The organism is Spiroplasma endosymbiont of Tricholauxania praeusta (assembly GCF_964019535.1).
Lineage (GTDB): Bacteria > Bacillota_I > Bacilli_A > Mycoplasmatales > VBWQ01 > Spiroplasma_E > Spiroplasma_E ixodetis_A.
Genome location: NZ_OZ026450.1, coordinates 705,859 through 731,546 on the forward strand (window position 1 = coordinate 705,859; position 25,688 = coordinate 731,546).

20 protein-coding genes are annotated in these 25,688 nt (G+C 24.0%); 6 read left to right on the forward strand and 14 right to left on the reverse strand.

The window, feature by feature from the left end:
- Positions 1–39: 39 nt before the first annotated feature.
- Together AACK96_RS03835 and mgtA are read right to left on the reverse strand one after the other, a co-directional pair.
- On the reverse strand, positions 40–1,626 hold the full coding sequence (locus tag AACK96_RS03835; RefSeq protein ID WP_338975098.1) for an ankyrin repeat domain-containing protein: 1,587 nt from the start codon (positions 1,624–1,626) through the stop codon (positions 40–42).
- Positions 1,627–1,773: 147 nt separating this feature from the next.
- Positions 1,774–4,497, reverse strand: coding sequence for a magnesium-translocating P-type ATPase (mgtA, locus tag AACK96_RS03840; protein WP_338975099.1), 2,724 nt, complete (start codon positions 4,495–4,497; stop codon positions 1,774–1,776).
- 389 nt (positions 4,498–4,886) lie between these two features.
- Here mgtA and AACK96_RS03845 point away from each other — a divergent pair, with 389 nt between their 5' ends.
- From AACK96_RS03845 to AACK96_RS03860, 4 genes are all read left to right on the forward strand, one after another.
- Positions 4,887–5,390 carry a hypothetical protein gene (locus tag AACK96_RS03845; RefSeq protein WP_338975100.1) on the forward strand — a complete coding sequence of 168 codons (504 nt, stop codon included), beginning with the start codon at positions 4,887–4,889 and terminating at the stop codon, positions 5,388–5,390.
- 190 nt (positions 5,391–5,580) lie between these two features.
- Positions 5,581–5,988 (forward strand): hypothetical protein, encoded by a 408-nt coding sequence (locus tag AACK96_RS03850; protein ID WP_338975102.1) that lies wholly within the window; start codon positions 5,581–5,583, stop codon positions 5,986–5,988.
- Between the two features lie 21 nt (positions 5,989–6,009).
- Positions 6,010–6,678 (forward strand): metallophosphoesterase, encoded by a 669-nt coding sequence (locus AACK96_RS03855; protein ID WP_338975103.1) that lies wholly within the window; start codon positions 6,010–6,012, stop codon positions 6,676–6,678.
- Positions 6,679–6,738: 60 nt separating this feature from the next.
- Complete coding sequence (locus AACK96_RS03860) at positions 6,739–6,960, forward strand: hypothetical protein (protein ID WP_338975104.1); 222 nt, start codon at positions 6,739–6,741, stop codon at positions 6,958–6,960.
- Positions 6,961–7,016: 56 nt separating this feature from the next.
- Here the strand turns inward: AACK96_RS03860 and guaB are convergent, their stop codons facing one another.
- The 9 genes from guaB to AACK96_RS03905 all read right to left on the reverse strand — a co-directional run bounded on the left by guaB (position 7,017) and on the right by AACK96_RS03905 (position 20,523).
- On the reverse strand, positions 7,017–8,483 hold the full coding sequence (guaB, locus tag AACK96_RS03865) for an IMP dehydrogenase (RefSeq protein ID WP_338975105.1): 1,467 nt from the start codon (positions 8,481–8,483) through the stop codon (positions 7,017–7,019).
- Positions 8,484–8,486: 3 nt separating this feature from the next.
- On the reverse strand, positions 8,487–10,028 hold the full coding sequence (guaA, locus tag AACK96_RS03870) for a glutamine-hydrolyzing GMP synthase (protein WP_338975106.1): 1,542 nt from the start codon (positions 10,026–10,028) through the stop codon (positions 8,487–8,489).
- 200 nt (positions 10,029–10,228) lie between these two features.
- A complete protein-coding gene (locus AACK96_RS03875) occupies positions 10,229–11,860 on the reverse strand; it encodes an APC family permease (protein ID WP_338975107.1) in 1,632 nt (543 codons plus the stop codon).
- Positions 11,861–12,110: 250 nt separating this feature from the next.
- Complete coding sequence (locus AACK96_RS03880; RefSeq protein WP_338975108.1) at positions 12,111–13,361, reverse strand: hypothetical protein; 1,251 nt, start codon at positions 13,359–13,361, stop codon at positions 12,111–12,113.
- 222 nt (positions 13,362–13,583) lie between these two features.
- Positions 13,584–15,770 (reverse strand): ATP-dependent helicase, encoded by a 2,187-nt coding sequence (locus AACK96_RS03885; RefSeq protein ID WP_338975109.1) that lies wholly within the window; start codon positions 15,768–15,770, stop codon positions 13,584–13,586.
- 35 nt (positions 15,771–15,805) lie between these two features.
- Entirely contained in the window at positions 15,806–16,501 is a 696-nt protein-coding gene (locus AACK96_RS03890; protein ID WP_338975110.1) for an RDD family protein, read from the reverse strand.
- 4 nt (positions 16,502–16,505) lie between these two features.
- Positions 16,506–17,504 (reverse strand): glycosyltransferase family 2 protein, encoded by a 999-nt coding sequence (locus AACK96_RS03895; protein WP_338975111.1) that lies wholly within the window; start codon positions 17,502–17,504, stop codon positions 16,506–16,508.
- A 73-nt stretch (positions 17,505–17,577) separates the two neighbouring features.
- Positions 17,578–18,393 (reverse strand): hypothetical protein, encoded by an 816-nt coding sequence (locus tag AACK96_RS03900; RefSeq protein ID WP_338975112.1) that lies wholly within the window; start codon positions 18,391–18,393, stop codon positions 17,578–17,580.
- A gap of 522 nt (positions 18,394–18,915) precedes the next feature.
- Positions 18,916–20,523 carry a YhgE/Pip family protein gene (locus AACK96_RS03905; protein WP_338975113.1) on the reverse strand — a complete coding sequence of 536 codons (1,608 nt, stop codon included), beginning with the start codon at positions 20,521–20,523 and terminating at the stop codon, positions 18,916–18,918.
- An 86-nt stretch (positions 20,524–20,609) separates the two neighbouring features.
- Between AACK96_RS03905 and tpx the strand changes: the two genes are divergently transcribed.
- Positions 20,610–21,116 carry a thiol peroxidase gene (tpx, locus tag AACK96_RS03910; protein ID WP_338960248.1) on the forward strand — a complete coding sequence of 169 codons (507 nt, stop codon included), beginning with the start codon at positions 20,610–20,612 and terminating at the stop codon, positions 21,114–21,116.
- 76 nt (positions 21,117–21,192) lie between these two features.
- On the opposite strand, the gene AACK96_RS03915 is transcribed toward tpx, so the two are convergent.
- Positions 21,193–21,366 (reverse strand): hypothetical protein, encoded by a 174-nt coding sequence (locus AACK96_RS03915; RefSeq protein WP_338975114.1) that lies wholly within the window; start codon positions 21,364–21,366, stop codon positions 21,193–21,195.
- A 291-nt stretch (positions 21,367–21,657) separates the two neighbouring features.
- On the opposite strand from AACK96_RS03915, the gene AACK96_RS03920 reads away from it, so the two are divergent.
- A complete protein-coding gene (locus AACK96_RS03920; protein WP_338975115.1) occupies positions 21,658–22,140 on the forward strand; it encodes a hypothetical protein in 483 nt (160 codons plus the stop codon).
- Position 22,141: 1 nt separating this feature from the next.
- Here the strand turns inward: AACK96_RS03920 and AACK96_RS03925 are convergent, their stop codons facing one another.
- Positions 22,142–22,855: a sugar phosphate nucleotidyltransferase gene (locus AACK96_RS03925; RefSeq protein WP_338975117.1), complete on the reverse strand. Its 714-nt coding sequence runs from the start codon at positions 22,853–22,855 to the stop codon at positions 22,142–22,144.
- Positions 22,856–22,865: 10 nt separating this feature from the next.
- On the reverse strand, positions 22,866–25,304 hold the full coding sequence (gene leuS, locus AACK96_RS03930) for a leucine--tRNA ligase (protein ID WP_338975118.1): 2,439 nt from the start codon (positions 25,302–25,304) through the stop codon (positions 22,866–22,868).
- Between the last annotated feature and the right edge of the window lie 384 nt (positions 25,305–25,688).

Sequence of the window (25,688 nt, forward strand, 5' to 3'; positions counted from 1 at the left end):
TATTAAAATATTAATTTTTAAGAAAAGTTTTAGTAGTAGTTATCCAATTGATAACTTTCTTCTTTTTTCGCTATCATTTTTTTCTGTATTTTCTAATTTACGCTTTTCTTTGTTAACTTCTTCTTTTGTTAATCATTCTTTTACTTTATTAAAATCTGTTTTCTTTTCTTCTGATCAATTTGTATCATCTTCATCTAATATTGCATCTAGGTATATCTTAAAAATTGCTTTTTCATTATCAGATAAATTTTGATCAGTTTGATATTTTTTGAAATTATGAAAAGCAGTTACTCGTTGTTCTAAAACATCTTTTTGTAATTCATTAAAATTAGGACAATTTGGAAGTTTTTTAATAAATGTTATAATTTTTGAATCAACATATGATAAATCATCTAACATACTATCTACTTCTTCTTTTATCTCATTATCAAGAAGATAATTTTTATTTTTAAAAGGATTACTATCTATTTTGTTAATATCAGTTAATACACTATTAACCAAATAATTAGTAACTTCTTTTAAGTTATATTTAATAGCTAAAGTTCATCAAGTTAATCCTTCTCTAGTTATATAATTATTATAATTACATTCATTTGTTATTAAAAAATCAATAATCATCATTTCAATTTGATTTTGATTTCTTGGTAATTGATGTAATCAATCAATTATCATATCTTCAAATTTAAAAGGTTTTTCATTATTTTTATTTTTAATATCAAAATTAATTTCTAAATCACCATTTTCATTTTTTAATAATAGTGTTCTTATAATTTTTTTATTATTACTTCTAATTGCTCTATGTAATATAGTGTTATTAAACTCATCAATAGGTGTATTAATATCAAAATATTTGCAATTTTCTATTATTTCTAACATATCAAAATTGTTGTTTAGGATTGCTATTTCATAAGGTATATTACCATTATCATCTATTTGATAAAAATTAGTTTTTTTAGTGATGGCAAAATTAATTCTAAAATCAGTTTTATTACCTTCTTTAGCAATAATATGTAAAAGATTTTGATTTTTAATATTAACACTATTAATATTAAAATGAGAATTATTTTGAAAATCATTAACTAATTCACGAATTTCTTTATTTGTCGGATATGCATCAGCTTTATTAATTTCTTGTATTAATAATTTGCAAAATGGAGTTTCATTTTGCAAATTTACTAAATTGGGATTAACTTGTGAATTATTAATTAGTTGCTTTGCTATATTTTTAAACTCTCCTCCAAGTTTTCAGTCTACAATATATTGTTTCATAATTGCTAAATGTAAAGGTGAATTTCCTTCAATATCTTGTTGATTTAAAAATTTTTTATCATTTTTTTTAAAATTTATTAATCAATTAATAAGTTTTATTTTATTAGTTCTAAATTCTATTAATTCACTTGAAGTTTCTCAACCTTCCTCGTGTGGATCATAGTTATATTCATCTTCTATTTCTGCTCCTTCATCTAAATCTAATAAAAAACTATTATGAAGGGCATTTCTATTGTTATTATCTAAACCAATAACTTCCTCATCACTAATGTTTGGATTATTCATAAAATCTTCAATAATAGAAAATTGAATTTTTTTATTTTGAAATTGATCAATAAGGTAATTTAATGTTAGCATACTTTTATCTGTTCCTATCTATAATATGAAATTCCTGTTACTTTTAATAAAGTAACAGGAATACAAAAACTTTCTTTAGTTTTACACTTATTTATATCATAATTTTTAAAAAAATCGAATACATTTATCTTAAAATTAAAATTTAGTTTACAATCAGCGTTTATTAACCTTTATATATATCATTTTTAATAATTGACTAGCAATGAAATAAACAATGACAACGCCAGCTAAATAAGCATAAAAAATTAAAGGAATTGGTGTTAAACCAATAGTAGCTCCTAATTGTGTATATGGAATACTAATGCCAATAATAGTAATTATAATTGTTGTTAAAAATAGCTGATGAGATGGCATGCTTTGAATAAAAGGTACCTTAGAAGTTCGTAATAATTGTACAATTAATGTTTGTGAAGTAACTCCTAAAATAAATCATCCAGTATGAAATAATGATTGTTGATATATGCCAGCAGCACTATTAGGATCTACATTAGCAAAATTGGCAAATATATGTAAACCGTATCCTAAAAATAAAAAGGTGGTTATATCAAATATTGAACTTAGCGGTCCATTCCAGAATGCAAAAGGTAAAATGCTTTTTGCATTTCATTTTTGTGGTTTTTTAATAAAGTCTTCATCAACCCTATCTCAAGGAATTGCTAATTGAGAAATATCATATAATAAATTTTGTAGTAAAATTTGAATTGCCATCATTGGTAAAAAAGGTAATCAAATTGAAGCAATTAAAATACTTAATGAATTACCAAAATTAGAGGAAATAGTAATTTTAATATATTTTAAAATATTACCAAAAGTATTTCTACCACTGATCACTCCTTGCTCTAAAACATCTAAATCTTTTTCTAATAAAATAATATCAGATGCTTCTTTGGCAATATCAGTAGCACTATTAACAGATATTCCAACATCAGCGTGATGCAAAGCAACAGCATCATTAATACCATCACCTAAAAAGCCAACAGTGTGACCATTTAACTTTAAAATATCAATAATTCTTGATTTTTGTAATGGGTCCATTTTCGCAAAAATAGTAGTTTTATTTACTAATGCTTGTAAATGTTGATCATCCATATCTTCAATGTCACTACCTAATAAAGGAATTCCTGGTTCTAACCCCACCTTTTTACAAATTGCTTTAGTAACAATTTCATTATCACCAGTCAAAATTTTAACATCAATTCCGTGTTGATTAAGAGTTGTTATTGCTTTAATAGCACTAGGTTTAGGTACATCTAAAAAACCTATATATCCTAATAAAACTAAATTAGATTCATCTTCTATTTTAAAAATTGTTTTGTCACTAGCAAAATCTTGATAGCCAATTGCAATTACTCGTAAACCATCATTATTTAATTCCGTACTTAATTTTAAAATATTTTCTTTAATTTTATCAGTTAAGGTAATTACTTTCTCCCCAATTTCAACTTTAGTACAAATTTTTAATATTTCTTCTACTGCTCCTTTGCAAATTAAAGTATTATTAATTTTATCTTTTGAAACTACTATTGACATTCGTCTTCTTATAAAATCAAAAGGTATTTCATCAATTTTACGATAGGGCATTTCAACTATTTTATTATGATGAGCTTTAATGTGTTGGACAATTGTTTTATCAATATTATTTTTTAATCCAGTTTGTAAAGAACTATTTAAATATGCCATTTCTAAAACTTTGTTTGATTCAACACCTTCTGGATCTAAGTGTTTAACCAACTCAATTCTATCCTCAGTTAAAGTACCAGTTTTATCAGTGCATAAAACATCCATTGCACCAAAACTTTGAATACTAGTTAAATTTTTAACAATTACTTTTTTATGTGATAATCTAATTGCACCTTTTGCTAAGTTAGCACTAACAATCATTGGTAGCATTTCGGGGGTAATACCAACAGCAACTGATATTGAAAATATTAACGCTGTTAAAATATTATTTTTAGTAATTACATTAACAATAAATATTAATGGTACCATTACACACATAAAACCAATAAGAATGTAAGTAACTTTTTTAATACCTTTACTAAAACTAGTAACAGGACGTTTACTAGTTACTGCACTAGCAATTGATCCAAAATAAGTATTAACACCTGATGCAATAACAATAGCAATAGCACCACCTGAAACAATACTAGTACCCATAAAACATATGTTTTCTAATTCTAGGATACTACTTTTTTTATTATCATCTTTAGTATTAATAGCGTGTTTTTCAACAGGAAATGTTTCACCAGTTAGTGCCGATTGATTAATAAATAGATCGGTTGAAACTAAAATTCGAACGTCAGCAGGAATCATATCACCAGAAGATAAGAAAATAATATCACCCGGTACTAAATTTTCAATTAATACTTCTTTTGTAAAATTGGCAACACTATTTAAAGCATTAAAATCAATTTTTTTATTTTTATTACTAAATCTAAAAACACTGGCTGTTGTTTCAATTAATTGTCGTAATTTTTCTGAAGATTTATAGGAACGATAATCTTGAAAGTAAGATATAAAAACACTCAAAATAATCATTACTAAAACAATAATAGCACTGTACAAATCAACATTTTTATCAGTATTAGTATCAATAATACTGTAACTAATAAAATTATAGATAACTATTATCATTAAAACAATAATAAAAGGATTAAAAATATTGTGCATTAATTTTTTGTATCAAACAAATCGTTTATGAGAAAAAACATTTTTACCATATTTTTTAAGTCTGTCTTCTACTTCTTCCTTTTTTAATCCGTACATACTACCATCTAATTGTTGGATAACTTCTTCTTTCGATAGTTGCGAAAATTGTTTAAACATGGTTGTTGTTTTTTGTTCTATATGCTTCTTTTTAAAAAATTGCATTATCAACCAACCTTTCTTAAAACGTATAATTTAATTGTATACTAAAATCAAAAGAACTTTATTTTAGTGAATAAAGTTCTTAAAACTACCAAATATTTAAGAATAATATTCTTCTATTTTCAATAAAAATTTGTATTATTTTAAATACAAATTATTTATATCAAAAATAGGAGTAAACATCAATGATTTAAAAGGAGTTGAAATATAATTATAAATCTTCTAATCAATTTTCTATATTTATTAATCAAATATGATAGTATTTAGTTAAACTTGATATGAGTTTTTAAACTATTATTTTTAAATAAGAATAATAGTTTTTTATTTAGAAAAATGAAAGGAAATATAAATTAATTATTTAAAAAATAATTAATTTATAAAAGGTAGTTAAAATGACTGAAAAACAGAAAATAGAAATTAATCAACTAAATTTAGAAATAAAAAAATATCATGAATCAATATGAATTCTTATCGACAAATTTAATGAATTAAATAATCTTTATAAACAACAAAAAATAAAAATATCAAATACTAAAAAAGAACAAGAAAAATTATATTCTAAATATAAAAAAATACGTAATAAATATTTAATTGAAGATAATCCAGAATTAAGTAAAAAATGAGGACAAGAAATGAAAATTAGTGGACAAAAACATACAATGAAATGAAAAAAAGTAATGGAGCAAGAAAAAAGAGCACTAAAATTAAAAGAAGATTGCCAAATTTTGGAAAAAGAAATTAATGAATTAGAAATAATACTTAACCAAAAATTAGATAAAATACCTACCATTCTTAATAATAATTTTAATCATATAAAAAATAAGGCAAATGATGAAAAAATAGATAATTTACAAAATATACAACATACAGTAAAAGAATATAAACCAAATTTATAATAATAAAATTGTTATTATTCATAGTAACAATTTTATTAATTTATTACACATATATCTAATTTCTTATATCTTTTATTTTTTCTGATATAGTACTTAATTGTAAACTTAATATAAGTTTTAATTTTTAACCATTACTTTAGTTTAAAAGTAAATGGTTTTTTATATTTTAAAAAAGGAGATAAAAAGAAAAATGAAAATACAAAATAAAATTATACTAAGTTCAACCATTTTCGGTGAAGTTATAGGAAATATTGCTGGATGATATTCAATCCCAACAATGATTGCTGAATGATTAGATATTATGGAATATGATTTTATTGATAAATATATAAACAATGATTTTAATCCATATCGTTCTACAGTTAAGGGTGTTTTAATATGAGGTTTAATTTCAGCAGTAACAATGGCAATAACTTCAACTGTTAGTGTAAAAACTATTGAATATGTAAAAGTACTTTATGAAAATAGAAGACAAACAAATAGTAGAGAAATTGATGAAACAACACCTTTACTATCACAAACACAAATAAATTCAATAAATAATAATGAAGTAGAACCACCATTAGTATTAAATCCAGCAATAAGTGCAATTTTATAATTAATATGGAGTGGAAAAGATATGAAAAAAATATTATTACTACTTGCAATAAGTAATACTTTATCAATGATCAATAGTAATTTTTCTTATAATATTAATTCAAATTTAACAAGTATAATAAAAAGTAATGATGAAATTAATTTTTTAGCAACAGCAGATATTCATGCTGGATATCCTCAATCAGTTAGTGACAAAACAATTAGTGCCCTTGCTAAACATTTACCAGAAAATAATAATAGAGGTGTTATTATTTCTGGTGATTTAACAGGTTATGTTAAATATACAGGGAATTTATTTTCTTATAAATTAATGTTAGCATCAATCTCTAATCATCTTTTAGCAGGTTTTGGTAACCATGATTCTGATACTAGTTGTAAAGTTAACCAAACTTGACTTAACCAAAATATTGTTAAACAAAATGCTATGACAGCAGCTCATTTACTCTATTATACTTCAAAAAATGAAGTTCCTGTATATTCTTGAAATTGATTGGGTATACATTTTGTTCAATGCAGTTTAGCGCCAATTAATAAAGATACTTCAGGTTGAAATTTTGGAAGAAGTGATCCTGGGCCAGCATTAACTGAATTACAAAAAGATTTAGAAATAAATGTTGGTTTGAGTAATATGCCAATTGTTTTAGCTTTTCATTATGGATATGATGATTTTTCAATTGATCAAGAATGATAAAGTAAAGAACAAAGAACTGAATTTGAAAATGCAATTTTAGCAAAATACAATGTTATTTTAATGTTAACTGGAGATCAACACTTTGTGCCAACCAAATATGATGAAAAAATAATTGCAGTTAATGTTGGTAAAAAAACAATTTATGATGTTTTAAGTGGTAGTGCACTTTTTGGTGGTTATTCTGAAATTTCTATAAATAAAACTAACAAAGAAATTACAATTAAACGTCATAACGTACAACAAAATGATGAAATTGTTATTAATAAAAAAATTAAATATTAATTAAAATTAAAAAGTAAGTTTTAATAAAACTTACTTTTTTTAAATATACAAATTTTTTATTTATTATAATTTGGTGCTTCTTTTGTTAGTTCAACATCATGAGGATGTGATTCTCTTAAACCAGCACTTGAAATTTTTACAAATTTAGAATCTTGGATTAAAGATAAAATATTTTTAGCACCAACATAACCCATACCACTTCTAATACCACCAACTAATTGAAAAACAACATCTTGTACTTTCCCTTTAAAAGGAACACGTGCTTCAATTCCTTCTGGCACTAATTTTTTAATTCCTTTTTGAAAATAACGATCACTACTACCACGTTTCATGGCAACTAATGAACCCATACCAACATAATTTTTATATTTTTTACCATTGACAATAATTTCCTCACCTGGTGATTCTTCTGTTCCGGCTAAAATGCTACCTAACATTACACAATTGCTACCAGCAGCAATTGCTTTTACAATATCACCAGAATATTTAATACCACCATCAGCAATGACAGTTACGTTTTTATTTTTTGCTCAATTATAAACATCATTAATAGCAGTAATTTGTGGCACACCAACTCCTGCTATTATTCTAGTAGTACAAATGCTACCAGGACCAACACCAACTTTAATACAATTTGCGCCAGCTTCATAAAGTGCTTGTGCTCCAACTGCAGTACAAATATTTCCAGCAATAATATCTAATTTTGGATAAGTTTTACGAATTATTTTAACTGTTTTTAAAATCCCTAAACTATGACCATGTGCTGAATCAACAACTAATACATCAACTTTTGCTTTAACTAATGCCTCAACTCTTGCTAAAGTGTCTTCACCAACACCAACAGCAGCACCAACTCTTAATCGTCCTTGATCATCTTTACAAGCATTTGGATAATCAATAGCTTTATCAATATCTTTTGTTGTAATTAAACCAATCAATTTATTATTTGAACCAACAATTGGTAGTTTTTCAATTTTATTTTTTAACATAACTTGTTTTGCTTGTTCGATTGTTGTTGTTTTATCACCAACAATTAAATTTTTGGTAGTCATAATATTTTTAACTAATGCATTATCATTATCAAGATATTTCAAATCACGATTAGTAACAATTCCAATTAGTTGATTTTCTTCATTTACAACAGGCAATCCAGAAATTCGATAAGTACTCATAATTGATTTTGCTTCACTAATTAAAGTTTGAACACCAATAGTAATTGGATCAGTAATAAAACCTGACTCATTTCTTTTCACTTTTTGTACTTCTAAAGCTTGTTCAGCAATTGATAAATTTTTATGAATAATGCCAATACCACCAACTCTTGCCATGGCAATTGCTAGATCAGATTCAGTAACTGTATCCATAGCAGCAGATAAAATTGGAATATTTAATTCAATTTTATTTGTTAATTTTGTTTTTAAAGAAACTTGATTTGGTAAAACTTCTGAATATCCTGGAACTAATAATACATCATCAAAAGTAATTCCTTCACATATTATTTTTTGATTTAAATCTTTATTCATAGTTTACTCCCATTCTATAGTACCTGGTGGCTTTGATGTAATATCATAAACTACTCTATTAACACCATCTACTTTATTAATAATCTCATTTGCAACTTCATCTAGAAATTCTCATGGTAAATGTGAACTTGTTGCTGTCATAAAGTCAATTGTATTAACGCTTCTTAAACTAACAACATAATCATAAGTGCGATTATCACCCATTACGCCCACAGTTTTAACTGGTAGCAAAGTGGCAAATGCTTGTGATACTTGATTATATATATTTTTTTCTTTCAATTTGGTAATAAAAATATGATCAACTTCTTGTAAAATTAAACATTTTTCTTTTGTTACTTCTTCTATAACTCTAACTCCTAATCCAGGACCAGGGAAAGGATGACGATTAATTAATGTTTCAGGTAACCCAAGTTTTAAACCAATTTCTCTTACTTCATCTTTAAATAAGGTTTTTAATGGTTCTAACAATTTAAATTGTAAATCATCAGGTAAACCACCAACATTATGATGAGTTTTAATTGTTTTTGAACTTGCATGTTTACTTGAAGATTCAATAATATCTGGATAAATTGTTCCTTGTGCTAAAAAATCAGCCGTTTTAAATTTTCTTGCTGCTGTTGTAAATACATCAATAAATTGTTTACCAATAATTTTTCTTTTTTCTTCAGCATTTTTAACACCTTTTAAGGCAGTAAAAAAATGTTTACTTGCATCAATCATTTCAAGATTAAGTTTAAAATTTTGTTTATAAATTTCCATCACATCAATTGCTTCATTTTTTCTCAATAAACCTGTATCAACAAAAATGCAAGTTAACTGTTTACCAATTGCCTTAGAAATAATGGCAGCGGCAACTGAAGAATCAACTCCACCACTTAAACCTAAAATAACTTGTTTATCTTGGACTTTATCTTTAATTTCTGAAATTTGATTACTAATAAAATCATCTAAACTTCAATCTTTCGTGCAACTTGCTATTGTAAATAAAAAATTTTCAATTATTTGCTTACCAAATTCTGAATGGGTAACTTCAGCATGAAATTGGATACCATAAATTGGTTTAGTCAAATGTGCAATTGCTGAAATTGAAGAATCAGAATGAGCTATTTGTATAAAATCTTTTGGAATTTTTGTTACATGATCAGCATGACTCATTCATACTTTTGATTGATTAGCAACTTTTTTAAACAATTTATTATTTGGTTGATCAAGATATAAAATTGATTTTCCAAATTCTTGTTCATCTGCCAATTCTACTTTCCCTTTAAAATGATTTGTTAATAATTGCATGCCATAACAAACGCCTAAAATGGCAACTGGTAAATTAAAAATCGCTTGATCAATTTTATAAGCATTTTGTAAATAAACACTTGATGGTCCACCAGATAAAATAATTGCTTTTAAATTGGGATATGTTTTTATTTTTTGATAACTAATATTAAAAGATAAAACTTCAGTATAAACATTTGCTTCTCTTACTCTTCTTGCTAATAATTGTGTATATTGACTTCCAAAATCTAAAATCAATACTTGTGTATTTATCATTTTTTTTCCTCCAAATATAATAGTAATTAAATCATTTTTTAACAAAAAATAAAATAGATTACAGTAATAATTATTTTATGATAGATTTTAATTTCTTTAAAATATAATTAAAAATATTGATATTAATGATAAGAGCATATGAAAAAGAGTAATCATTTATTAATGATTACTCTTAAAAGTTAAAATATAATTTAAAGAAATTAAGTTGTAACTGATCTGGCTTCATTTTCATGAATTTTAATTCGTTCTAATTCTGTTTCGGGTTCATTAAGTAAATATTTTATTGCTTCTTCTTCAGTCATTAGTATGAATTCTTGATCTAATTGATTTTGATAATCTAAATTTGATGCTAAGCGTATTTTTAATTTTGGTTGATAATAAATAAAATATCAAATAACAGCAATTGCAATAAACATTCAAAACATTAAGAACTCAATAATAACAGCTATTAATACTTCGCCTCTTTTATTAATCATGTCATTAACCATACCATAATTAAAAACAACAAACTGACTAAGCAAAAATAAACCACAAGCAACAAAAATAATTCATTCTCAAATTTTAATTTTAATTTGTTTACGATAACCCATAACACATGTGGCAGCTAATACAAAAATATATACAGCAATAGTAATGTTAGTAGAAAATCCTAGTACTGTATTAAAATCAAAAGGTGCACCAATTAAATCTGGGATTATTAACATAATAATACAAGCAATAATAGTAATAATTAAATTAGCTGTACTAGCACGCATTGCAATATTTTCTTTATTTAATTTGGCTAATTTTTCAGTAATATATCCTTCTTTGGCTAATGGTTGAATCATACCACCAGAATATAAAGAATTTTGCATAGCACCATTTAATTTCAATGATAAAGTAGAAACAACTAGTACAATCATACCAGTAATACCAGCAATTCCTGATATAACATTATTTGGATTATATTCATTAGTAGCTCCAGATCAACCATTTTGGCCATTTGTACCGTCAATAGTAATGGCACCAAATATTAATACTGATACAGCTAAATAAAAAATAGTTGATAATAATAAAACTATTAAAATACCTTTACCAAAGTTTTTAGTTGGATTTTTAACATTTTTTCCAACAACAATAAAAGTTTCAAAACCAATAAAGAAATAGAAGAATCCACTAAATGCATTATTAATTTTTGGTAAAGTTAAATTAATGTTTTTTGTTCCTTCAGCCGCTTCTGAAAATGCTAAACCTTTATTAGTTACTACCAAAATAATAGCACAAACAATTAAAAACAAAGCAGAACCTCATTTAATAATACCAGAAATATTAACAAATCAACGAAATCCCTTCATTCCAAAATACATGCAACTAGCAACAGCAGCATAAATAAAAATACCAATACTATCAATAATTAAACTTGATCATCGTTCAGGAGCTCAATCAAAAATTGATAATTGATCTAAATTCACTCGAAACATAGAAATAATAGTTACAATAATTGTTGAAGGTAAAGTAATATATTGAATAAAACCAATTATTCAACCTCAAAAACGACCAAAAACTCCACGAACATAAACATAAGCGCCACCATTAGTGTCATGATAAACACGACTACATTTAGTAAAAGCAAGTGCAGTTCCCGCAGCAATTAAAGCACATAATAAAATAACTCATAGCATATGTAAACCAACGCCACCATTATTTCAATAATAAATGCCAATTAATGCCATTGGAAATGCAATACCACAAGTATAGTTAAAACCAATTCATATTAATTCATTAAGACTAATTTTTTCATTATTAGCACGAGATGATTTTGCTCAAAATTTTAATTTTTTTAAATTAAACATTCAATTAGTAATTCCTTTCAAAAAATAAATTATTTTTAATTATCAAAATTTTATGATATTAGAACAAAAGTAGTTTTAAAGTGATTAGCAAATTAAACAATAAAATATAACAAATTATATTATTATAATTTGTTATATAAAGAATTACTAATTATTTTACTTTTAATTTTCCTTAAATAATGAGTAAAAAAATCTTAATTTCTTCTTATTTAAATTTTGATATTTTTTATAATAATTATCAAAAAAAACATTAAACTTTACGAACTGGACTTTTTACTCAATAAGTTGAATTACCAGTAAAAACATTTGAAAAATCACCTTCATTTAAATATTTTAATCTGTGATTATTTGTTCCTCAAACTTCATCTATCTTACCATTACTATCACGATTTAATGATCATATTCTAATGTTTGCTAATTTATTTGTTTGTGCTCAATTATATAAATCTTTAGCATCTTCTAAAGTAAAATAGTTATTATTTACATCATTAATACCAATCATTGGTGTAATACCTAGTTTTTGATAAACATCAGTAAGTAATAAATTAGATTTTGGAAAATATTGTTTTATTAATTCAAAATATTGGTTAGCAGTACTTTTAATTGCTTGTTTAGCAATATCAAAAAAAGTTAAACCTTTATCAATTACTTCTTGTCCAACAATTTCACCATAATCCATAGCCATAATGTTAATTGTAAATAAATCTTCAACTTTTAAATCTGCTTTTTGATATATTTCTAAAGCTATTTTAATAACATTCTCAATATCTCTACCAACTAGCCCTGTTGGCATTACTGGTAATGTAACACTAAAGTTTCAATTTTGATTATTTCTTTTCATTTTTGTTAATGTAGTAAATAAAACCTTCATTCCATTAATATGATCACTATCAAAGTTTATCCCTTCAATATCTAAGTCTAAATTTAATGGCATATCTTTAGTTTCAAAACCTGCAAATTTAGTAATGCGTTCTTGATACTCAATCAAAGCTGGTTGTAGCATTGCTACTGCTTTATTAATATCTTTATTAGATAGCGTATATGCAACATCTCATGGATTATAACCAACAGCTGAAGCAGCACCACCATAAGCAACAACAATATTATTAAAACCATCATTCTTTACTAAAGGTTTAAGCACTTCTGGTTTCAATTTATTTTCTACTCAATAATCATATCCGGCGCCCAAAGACTGTCCAGCAATAGTTAATTCTAACTTATCTTTAATTGCAATTGCTTGCTGAACAAAAGCCAAAGTAATAGATTTTAAATCTTTTATTTTATTAAAAACTTTTTTACCATCATGTAATATAATTTCTTTACCATTAATTAAGTCTCTAGGAGTTGTTCCTATTCATAATCCTCCATCATAATAAGGTTGGAATAAATAGTTAGCATGTTGTTTAACTTTATTAGTAACTGATTGACCATCACGATTAGGGTTAACTTCAATTCAATTACGAATTAAACCTTTTCACGTTTCTAAATTTATTTTTATCATAATTACTTTTTTTCCTTTCATTAAAATAATAAGATTTATTAAAATATTAATTTTTCTAAAGTTATTTCAAAATAAAAAATAATTGGCAATTTAGCACCAATTTTAAAATATTATTAGGAAAATTAAATTAAAATAAATCTTAATTCTAATTTTATACTTGAAAAAATTAATTAAAAATACTTAAAAATGTCCAAAAAATAGACATTTTTAATAAAAATAAATTTATACAAATTTTTTAATAGCACTATGATTAGAACTAATAATTCTAATACCACCATGATTTTTATGAAAAGCAACTTGAATTTTATCACCAATTAATTTAGTAATAATACCTTTGCCAAAAATTTCATGAATAATTATATCTCCAACATTTCAATTATTAGTTATTTCAACCTTATCTTTATTATCAGCTTTATAGTAATTAAATTTAGAATGATTACGATTTTGATAAGTTGCTGCCATTTCTTGATGTTCGTTATTAATGATTTTTAAATATTTAAGATCTAAATCTTTTAAGAAACGAGATGGTTGTTTCATACGATCCAAGATATATGAATATCCACTGGCACTAGATAAAAATAATCATTTTTTTGCCCTAGTAATTGAAACATAAAAAAGTCGTCGTTCTTCTTCAATTTTATCTAAGTTTTCTATACTAGATTTACCTATTCCAGGCAAAATACCTTCATTAATGCCAACTATAAAAACAACATCAAATTCTAAACCTTTAGCACTGTGAATTGTCATTAAATTAACGGCTTTATTAGTACTATTTTCATCTAAATCAGTATATAAACTTACTTCTTGTAAAAATGACGTTAATAATTCTTCGCCTTGTAATTCATTATTACTACTATCATATTCAAGCAATTGTTCTAATAATTGTTGAACATTTTCAATTCTTTCTTTTTCAAGATTATCTTCTAGTTTTTTTAAATAATTAGTTTTATTTAATAAATTTTCAACCATGTTATGTAAAGAAGTAACATCTTTGATATTAGTTTGCATCTCATTAATTAAATTAATTAAAGGTTGTAAATGTTGACGATAATTTTTTGGTAATCCATACTGAAATTTAAATAAGTATTCATTTAAAGTTAGTGATTGTTCATTAGCAAGTAATAATAAGTTATCAATAGCTTTTGGTCCAATTTTAGGTGTTGCATTTAAAATTCTAATCATTGATATATTATCATTTCAAACAATAATTTTTAAATATGCCAAAATGTCTTTAATTTCTTTACGTTCAAAAAATTTATAACCACCAAAAATTTTATAATTTATATTATTATTAATCAAAGCTTGTTCTAAATCTTTTGATAAATAATTATTACGATAAAGAATAGCAATTTTATTCAAATCTAAATGATATTTTAAATGAATTTTTTTAACAGTTGTTGCAACTCAATGTGCTTCTTGATCACTACTACTAGCATGATACATAACAATATCATTACCAAGATCATTTTTAGTAAACAGTTCTTTTTCAATACGTTGAACATTATTTTTAATTAAACTATTAGCTGTATTTAAAATCTTAGTTGTTGAACGATAATTTTGATTTAAAATAAATGTTTGTGTATTAGGAAATTGTTTAGTAAAATTCAATATTAAATTAATATTTGCTCCTCTTCAACTATAAATAGTTTGATCGGGATCACCAACTACAGTAATATTTTTATGATTTTTAGCAAGTGATAATAAAATATTATATTGAATATCATTAGTGTCTTGAAATTCATCAACTAAAATAAAATCAAATTTCTTTTCTCATTTTGTTAAAATATGTGGAAATTCTTTAAATAGACGTTCAACTAATAATAATAAATCATCAAAATCTAAACATGAATTAATAAATTGATATTTTTTATACGATTCAAAAACTTTGATACGTAAAATTCACTCATCTTGATTTTGATAATCAGCTAATAATTCATCTTGAGAAAGATAATTATTTTTTCAGTTAGAAATATTAGAACTTAATAATCTTAACTCCTGCAATTCAGCTTTATGTGAAAATTCTTTTTGAAAAATATCTTTTAATATTTTTCGTTGATCTTCTTGATCAATAATATTAAAATTATTATTAATATTTAAATGATGAATATCTCTTCTTAATATTTTGGCACATAATGCATGATAAGTAACAATATTAACATTAATGTTAATATCATTTAAAAGTTGCATTATTCGTTCTTTCATTTCGCGTGCTGCTTTATTAGTAAAAGTTAATGCCAATATTTTTTCACTAGCAATTTTAATTACATTAATTAAGTAAGCAATTTTATATGTTATAACCCGCGTCTTTCCAACTCCAGCCCCCGCAATAATACGACATGGGCCATCAACATTAATAATTGCTTGTAGTTGTTGTTCATTTAGATTTTCTAAAAGTTTTGTTTTATCCATGTTATTTATCCTTAAGTTAGTAAGAGTATATACTATTAAAGACTATTTATATTTTCTAATTCGTCATCATTAATATTTCCTGGTTGAGAATAAACTAAATGAATATGTGGATCATTAACGTTAGTTAATATCTTCCGTTTATTAGTTGCAAGCGGTTTCTTGTTAATGACAAAAGTTTTATGATTACGATCAAAGAATAGCTGATGATATTTATCAATTTTAGTGACGATCATAATCCCACAATACCAAGCAAAATCAAAACTAACTACAGAACGAATAAGAATATTTAATCAAGAATTTAAAGTACTATTACTATTAATAGTAGCAATGTTTTCATTAAAAGTCAATTTCATAAAAAGAATTATTGAAGTGATTAATAATAAAGGAATAAAAACTAAAAATAGTTCACGATAAAAAAAATGTTTTAACTTTAAATCTTGATTTTTTTCATTTACTAATCTTATTTGAAAAATTAATTTTCCTAAAGTTTGACCCTTACATTTTCATGGGATAATAACAAAATATATAATAACAATAATTATATTAATAATAAAAATAATTATTAATTGTCATGATTCTTGATTACCTTTATTATCTAAATAATGGATTGCTAATCCAATTATTAATGGGATTAAACTAACAAAAATCACGTCAAAAATACGTGCAATAATACGTTTTCATGTTTTAGCTATTATATATGTTTCGGTTGTATCTAATTTTTTAATATTCATTTTTTTACTCTCAATATTTTGAATCATCTCTAATATTATTATCTTTAAAATATTTCTTAAAATAAGTACTTAGATCAGGAGCATAAGTAGTAAATTTATCATTTGGATTAATAGTATTAAAATAAGAATTTTTTTTAAAATTTTTAAATTTAAATTCAATAATTTCTTTGACACGATTATATGTTTTTTCAATTAATGCAGGTTTTTTAGAAATACTAATAAATCTTAAAAGAGTATATAGATAGTATCTAACAAAAGCATATTCCAACTCTTCATATAAAACTTTTTTAATTTTATAATTATTATAATAGTTTAAAATATGTATTCATTGATGCATTAGTTCAAAAATATTATCATTTTCCAATGTGTTATTTTTAGACGTTAATAATGTTTCATTAATTGCATAATATGTTTTACAATGTGCTAAAAATGAGTATAAAAATAAACTATCAAATTGGATTTCTTTACGAAATTGTAAATTATATTCATTAATAATACTAACTTTCATGATTTTTGTTGTTAAAACTGGTGTTGTTAAAGCAAAGACTATTTTTGCTTGTGTTGTATTTAAATTATATAATTTATTAACTTCAGTTCTAATTGTTGAATGAAAAACATTATTTATATCAAATTCATAACGAACACAATATTCAATACAATCTAAATCTTTATTATTATCTAAAATTTTATTAACTGTTTCAACAAAATTAACGCTAAGAATTTCAGTTGGATTTAAAATAACTACATATTGTCCGGAAATATATTTAAGACCAAGATTACGACTAATGGCAATACCTGATACTTGATAATTAGTAATCATTTTTAAATTTTGTGGATATAATTTAAAATATTTACTAAATATCTCCAAATTTTCATTGTTAATGCCATCATCAACAACAACAACTTCAAAATTAGTTTTTTTATTTACAAAAATCTTTGCTAAAAAAGAATCTAAGTGTTCGGATTCAAATGAAGTTGTATATAAAATAAAACTTAGTAGCATAATAAATATTTCCTCCCTTTTATAAATAATTATAACACTTCTTTAACAATTTTAAGTGAAGGTTTATCAACATTTATTTTTTATTTTTTTGATTACTATTTTTAAGTTTATTTTTAGATTCTAAAGTAGATTTTTCTATATTATCTCTTTCTTTAATAACTTTAACAGTCATATTTTTATGATCAAAAATAGTTTTTAAATTACCTTCAATAATAACGGTTTCAGTATTATTAGGTTTAATAACGTTTCGCTTTGCGGGCTTGGTAACTTTTTTCTTTTTTTGTCCTTTTAATATTTCTGCTCTTAATAAAGCACGTGTTTTTCTAATTTCAAATTTTTCAAATTTAAAAAGAAATGATTTAATAAACTTTTTATACGAATTAACAAAATATCGAAGTCTTTTCTTGCTTCGAGCATGATTATCATATTTTAATAAAATACAAACATAGTTTAATTCATTTCTTGCTTCTGATTCAATTAATGAATTAAAAAAACTGTGATAATTATGACTTAAGTTATATGGTTGACCAGATATTGGGCTTTTATAATGAGTAAAACCTAGATTACCAGTAGTTTTATAATACTTAAAATCAGCAACTCGTGTTGTCATTTGTCCCTTAGGATGTTCTGGTGATTTAATTTCTGATATTTTAAAAATATTATTTGTATCAAATTCTAAAAAATAGCAATATACCTTATGAACAAAGTTACCTGCAGTTTTAAAAGCAATATACAAATCTACTTTTGCTTCATAATTTAAATTATCAAAAATACTAACGTATGGTTGATAAAAATCATATTTTTTATCAATAATTTCTCATCCTTGTTTTTTAATAGTAAGTTCAATCTCATCAGCACAAATATTTGGATTTAAAATAATTTTCTTCATTTTCTACTCCTAACTCTAATATTTTCTAAGTCTATTTTATCAAATTATATATAAAGTGTGGGCTAAGAAAATTTTCCACTTTGATTAATAATTAAAGTACTTTAATTATTACTATTAAACAGCTAACAATACATCATAAAATTATCTTTAAACTATATGAATATATCATATATTTCTACACATAATAAACATTGCCTTTTTGTTCGCTAGTTATTAATTAAATTACACCACTTACTCCTTCCAATTTTGAAAATGTTTCATGGTTATTACAAAAGAAATTTTAATCAATTTATTATTAGAAACATGAGTATTAATTGAAAGCATAGTCCCTTAACTAGCAAAATATGTTATAGTAACATTATTAATAATTTTTTAATACATAAGTCATTTTCTTCTTTTACTTTTTTATGTTTTTTATTTTATAAATTAAGTTTTTTTGAAAAAATAATATATAACATTCTTTAAAGTACTCTATTTTTATTAGAAAATATTAATAAAAAAGGACACCTAAAAATATAATGTTTAATTTTCATCAGTAGTAGTTTTATTATTTAATGATGAAGAATTATTAACAACTAATTTAATTTTTTTATTTCCAACTTGATTTTTTGCATCTTTATGATCATATCATCAATTAAGTAACAATGATAATGGTACTAAAATAATAATAAATATTAATAAACAACCAATACTTCATAAAATAGTCATTGGATTAGGATTAATAAGAATTTCTCTTAGTCCTTTTATTGCATAACTAAATGGTAAAAAATTATACATTACTTGAAAAAACTTGGGTTCTAATTCAACAGGAAAAGTACCACTTGATGAAGAAAGTTGTAATATTAAAAGAATAACAATTAAAAATCTACCTAAATCATGATTACGAAACATTTGAGCAATTGATTGAACAACCAAGTCAAAAATAATTGCTATTAATCACATGTATAAAAACATTTGTCAAAAACGTTGTCATAAATCAATATTATTAAATAATAGTAATAATGAAGTTACTAAAATTGTTGACTGAATTAAACCAAAAATAATCATTCATGCTGATTTAGCTAAATAGTTTGATCAAAATTTAGTTTTTGGAATATCTTTATTTCTAATAAAAGTAAAAGTTAATAATAAAGTACCTACTCACATTCCAATACACATGAAATATGGTCCTAAACCAAATCCATAAGGAGATTTATCTTGACCTTCAATATTAATATTAAAATTAATAAAGTTAATAGGTGCCAATAAAGTATGATTCATTCAATAATCATGTTCTAAAACTTTAATATGTTTAATATCTCTGTTGCTTGTTACACTATCAATATTAGCATTAAATTGTTCAGCATGAGGACCTAAACCAGGAACAGCAATTGAAAGAATACCATAAATTTCTTTTAAAATTGGTTGTAAATGCTGATAACCTGAATCAGAAGCATCTTTATCTCAATAATCAAATACTTGATCACTAATAACAATAGGTAAAAACTTACTAAAAATATTATCTTTTAATGCATTTAAAGCAAAATCATTAATTTCACCTAAAATCGGACTAACTTTATATGAAGCTTGTAAACTAATTTTTGGTCTAATAGTAATTTGATTAATAAGATTCCAAATTCTTCCTGGAGTTTTAATATTTTCAATAACTACTTTAAAAGCTTTTTTAAAAAAATCATTAAAATCCTTAGTAAAACAACTATCAATAATAATTTCAGTTAAAAAAGTTTTGTCATTTTGATGTTGATAATAACTTTTTCAATCATCATAATAATAAACAGTAAATGTTTTTTTCTCATTGTTAATTTGTAAATCATTAATTTTAAATTCATAAGCACCACTACTATTAGGATTTTCATCATCCAAATTTAAATTATGTCTATTAATAACACGATTAATTCCTACTGCAGAACTATCATTATTAACTAAAGCAATTGGTAAACGATTAATATTTCCCAATGGATTAAAAAAAGCTCATAAAGCAATAAACGCATATAAAAATGGAATAAAACATAGTGCAATACTTTTAATAACTGTTCTTTTATTTTTATAAATGTGTTTAGTCCCCACTGCTTTAAAAACCACTTTAAATTCTTGAATCACAATTTTAAATTTATTTAAAATTTTTAACACTTTGTTACTCCTTAATAGATTATCTTTAATAAATTTAGTTATAATAATATTATAAATACATTTGATAAAAAGGGAGAAAAAATATTATGTTGCAATTAACAATTAAAGGTAAACCCGTTCATATTAAAAATGAAATAATCAAAGTTGGAGATACTTTATCATTTTCTGCAGTTAATAAAACAATGGATAATATGAATTTGGAAAAATTCACTAATAAATTTAAAATTATTTCTAGTGTACCAAGCATTGATACTAAAACTTGTGCTTTACAAACTATACACTTTAATAAAGAGGCCACTAAATTAAAAGATTTAGTTATTATTACTATTTCCAAAGATTTACCATTTGCTCAAAATCGCTTTTGTGAAAAACTAAAAATGAATAATAATTTTCATATTTGAAGTGATTATCGTAATAATGAAAATAATTTTAGTAATACTACTAATTTATTAATTGATGAAATCCAATTATTAGCACGTACTATTATCATTGTTGATAAAAATAACAAAGTTATATATTTACAAATTGTTAAAGAAGTAACATTAGAACCAAACTATGATGAAGTTCTAAAATTTATTAAAACTTTAACATAAAAAAAGTTAGGTAATATTTTTAAAATAAGTATTACCTAACTTTTTTTTATTTATCAGTAGACTTTTAAAAAACTATTTATTTTGAAAATGAAATATGTTTTTTTGATTGCTGTTCTTTTTTAGTACTATCTGCTTTTTCCTTTTCACGTGCTGCTTTCTCAGCTTTTTGTGCTAGTCTTTCTTTCATATCTTTAGCTCTTTGCATAGCTAATTTAGTAAGTATTTTATCTGCTTTTTCTTTTTCATTCATAATATTTTTTCTCCCTTTCTTTTAAATATTTATTTTTAAAAATATCCAAAATACAGTATAAAATTTTTCATAAAAATTAAAAGATAAAATAAATATTTTTAAATAAAATTATGATTTATTAACTCAAAAGTAAGGATGTTATTTTTTTAATTATTGTGCTTAAAAATTGAAAATATGTTATACTAACAACATAATAAACTAAATTATTAAAGACCATTAGGTTCGACTTATTCTTTTTTATTAGATAAGTGGAACCTAATTATTTTTAAATAAAAAAGGATGTGAAAAATTATGTCAGCACAACAACAGCAACAACCAAATAAAGAAATTTTTGATAAATTACAAGGTGAAAAAGATAAAAAAGAAAAAGCAAATACTTCTTCTGATGGTAGTAGTAGAAATTGAATTGTAAAATTTGCAAAAGATGTCGCTTATATTTCTTTTTTTCCATACATATGATTAAAAAAACTTTTAGTTTCACTATTTGATAATCGAACTAAAAAACCTAAACTAAATCAGTCAGTTAATATTATTAAAAATACAGATAATGTTAATCAAAACAATAATGTTATTGCTCGTAGTAATGGACAAGTTAGTTTTAAAGAAGTAGATGCACTAGATCCAGAAAATGAATCAGTAACAGAAACAACAGCAGAAGCACTAAAATTAAACGGTAATACTACTAATCCATTCCAAAATGTTGCACATAGTTGTAATCGTGAAGAAATTCCAGTAGTTTCAACAACAACTTCTGGAAAAAAATTAACTACTTAAATTATTTAAAATATTTATTAGTTCGTTCTAAATCAATAATATTATCAACATCCCAATGACAATCAAATGATAAAACATAAGGTTTTAATTCAAAATTATGTTTAATACTATTACTAATTAAATATTTACCAACCATTGTTGTTTGCAATACAAGTTCTTGTTGTGGATTTATTAAATCTTCACCAAGAACTTTTGCTCATTTTTTAGTAATATAACTTCATTCTCCTGCCAAGAAACTATCCTTTTTTTTACTTTTAAAAATATCAATAATATTACCATTCTTGTTTAATTTATAACTTCAATCTTCTTTGATATTATCATGATCACGATTAATAGCGGCCATCATATTAGTTGAAAAATTATTTAAAAAAATATTTTTTGTACTAATCATATCACCAGAAATAATAAAAATATCATCTTGACCATTAAAATATGATGATACTAATGTCAAAGCATAACCACTATTATAATCAAGGAAATGTTGATTATTTATTAAGATTAATTTTGAATATTTATGAGTAAGAAAATTAAATTCATCTTTTAAATGACCAGTAATGACAATAATTTTTTTTAAATCATGTATTTCAATTAAATGATTAATTATATGTTCAATTAAAGTTAAACCTTTAAATTTAATTAACGATTTATGAACATTATTTGAGATAGGTTGTAATCTACTGCCAATTCCTGCTGCAAAAATAATAGCAACTTTCATTATTCCTCCTTTACTTAACAACAAAATTAACAATCTTATTTGGTATACAAATTGTCTTAATAATTGTTTTATCTTGCAATCAATATTTTACTTTTTCTTCATTATTAACTACTTTTAAAAGTTCTTGATTATTTAAATTTTCTTTTACTACTAAAGTTATTTTCGTTTTACCATTAATCTGAATAGCAATAGTAACTTCACTAGTAATCAAAAATTTTTCATCATAACTTGGAAACTGACTTTTATTAATACTTTCTTTATTACCAAATTGAAATCATAATTCTTCAGCAATATGTGGAGCAAATGGATTTAATAATTTTAAAAAATTAACTAAATATTGTTGATAAATAGTTGGTGCTTTATAACAAGCATTGATAAAAATCATAAGTTGTGCAATAGCAGTATTAAAATTTAAATCGTTAATATCATTAGTTACTTTTTTTACAGTTTGATGATAAATTGTATCTAATGATTTATCATTCTTAGTAGTAATTTTTATTTTATACTCATCTTTATTAACAAGACGATAAATACGCATTAAAAACTTATAACAACCAACTAAACCACTATTTAATCACGGTAAAGATGCTGTTAATGGTCCCATAAACATTTCATATATTCGTAAAGTATCAGCACCATACTCATTAATAATATCATCTGGATTAACAACATTACCGCGTGATTTAGACATTTTTTCATTATTTTCACCAAGAATCATACCTTGATTTACCAATTTTAAAAATGGCTCTTTAACACTAACTAATTTTAAATCATATAGTACTAAATGTCAGAAACGAGCATACAATAAATGTAAAACAGCATGTTCTTGACCGCCAATATATAAATCAACTGGTAATCAATAGTTAAAACGTTTTTGCGCAATAGCACTATTAAAATCACAATAAGTACCATCATCATTTTTTAAAATATATGCTAAATAATATCAACAGCTACCTGCTCATTGTGGCATTGTATTAATTTCTCTTTTTCCTTTTACACCATCTTTTCTAGTTACATGTAATCAGGAATTTGGTGCATTAGTTAAAGGTGCATTCCCCGAATTAGATGGCTTAATATTAGTCATTTTTGGTAATAATACTGGTAATTGTTGTTCATCTACTGTTGAGATTGTACCATCTTCTCAATAAATTATCGGAAAAGGTTCACCTCAATAACGTTGACGAGAAAAAAGTCAATCTCGTAACTTATATGCAGTATGTACTTTTCCTTGTTTTAAAGTTAGTAATTTTTTAACAATTAAATTAGTAGCTGTTTCTAAATCCTTACCATTAATAAAATCAGAGTTAATATATTCACTAGTACCCAAAAATGGTTCATTTTTATTATTAGTTTTCATAATAAAATTGATTGGTAAATTTTTATTTTTAGCAAAAATAAAATCATGACTATCATGTGCAGGAACACCCATAATTGCTCCTGTCCCATAATGATTTAAAACATAATCACCAACTCAAATTGGTAATTTACTTTTAGTAAAAGGATGAATAGCATAACTTCCAGTAAAAACACCAGATTTTAAAGTATCATCTCCTTGACGCATTAAATCTGTTTTAGTTTTAGCATCTAAACAGTATTGAGTAACTGCTTGCGAATATTCACTAGTTGTTAAATCATGAATTAATGGATGTTCAGGAGCAAGTACTAAAAATGAAACACCAAAAATAGTATCAACCCTTGAAGTAAAAATAGAAACCTTACATTTATTATTTTCAACTACAAAATCAACTAGTGTTCCAACACTTTTACCAATTCAATTACGTTGTAATTCCTTAACACTATTTGGTCAGTCTAAATCATCTAATCCTTTTAATAATTTTTCAGCATACTTAGTAATTTTTAAAACCCACTGACGCATTGGTTTTTTAATAACTGGGAAATTACCACGTTCAGAAACCATATGACCATTAATGTTAATTATTTCTTCATTAGCTAAAACAGTTCCTAACTGTTCACAAAAATTAACTTCAACATCTTTAATTTCAGCTAACCCTTGTTCATAAAGTTTAATGAAAATTCATTGTGTTCACTTATAATATTGAGGATCTGTAGTATTAACTTCTTTATTATAATCAAAACTTAGACCAATACTTTGTAATTGTTTACGAAAATTATTAATGTTTTGTTTAGTAAATGTCTCTGGATTATTACCTGTATTTAAGGCATATTGCTCAGCTGGTAAACCAAAAGCATCTCAACCAATTGGATGCAAAACATTAAAACCATTCATTATTTTAACTCGAGAAATAACATCAGTAGCACAATAACCTTTAGGATGGCCAACATGTAAACCTGATCCTGAAGGATAAGGGAACATATCAAGAATATATGATTTTGGTTTTTTATTATCATCAATGTTTGTTTTAAAAGTTTCATTTTTTAATCAATACTGCTGTCATTTTTTTTCTATTTGTTGGTGATTATAACTCATGTTTTTCTCCTTTAATATGTTCAAGTAAAGTAATCATAAAACCATAATATCATAATCATTTAACAAGTTGCAATGTTTACTTATTGATTAAATTATATTTTAAATATTTTGTTAATTATCAATCAATGTTATTAAACCATTTGCTAATATTTATTTTCTACAAAAAAGAAATAGTTTTTATTGTATTTCAAATAAAATATACTATATAATTATCGTTAATATTAAATAAATTCAAAGGAGGATTCTATGAACACACAAAAAGTTTTAAATAAGTCTTTAAAACAAAAAACAAAGCAGCAAAAAATAGGCTTAGGAGAACTGGTGTGACTTTGGATTTAATTATACTTGCACAATAGCTTTTCCTATGTCTTTTATAGGAATATA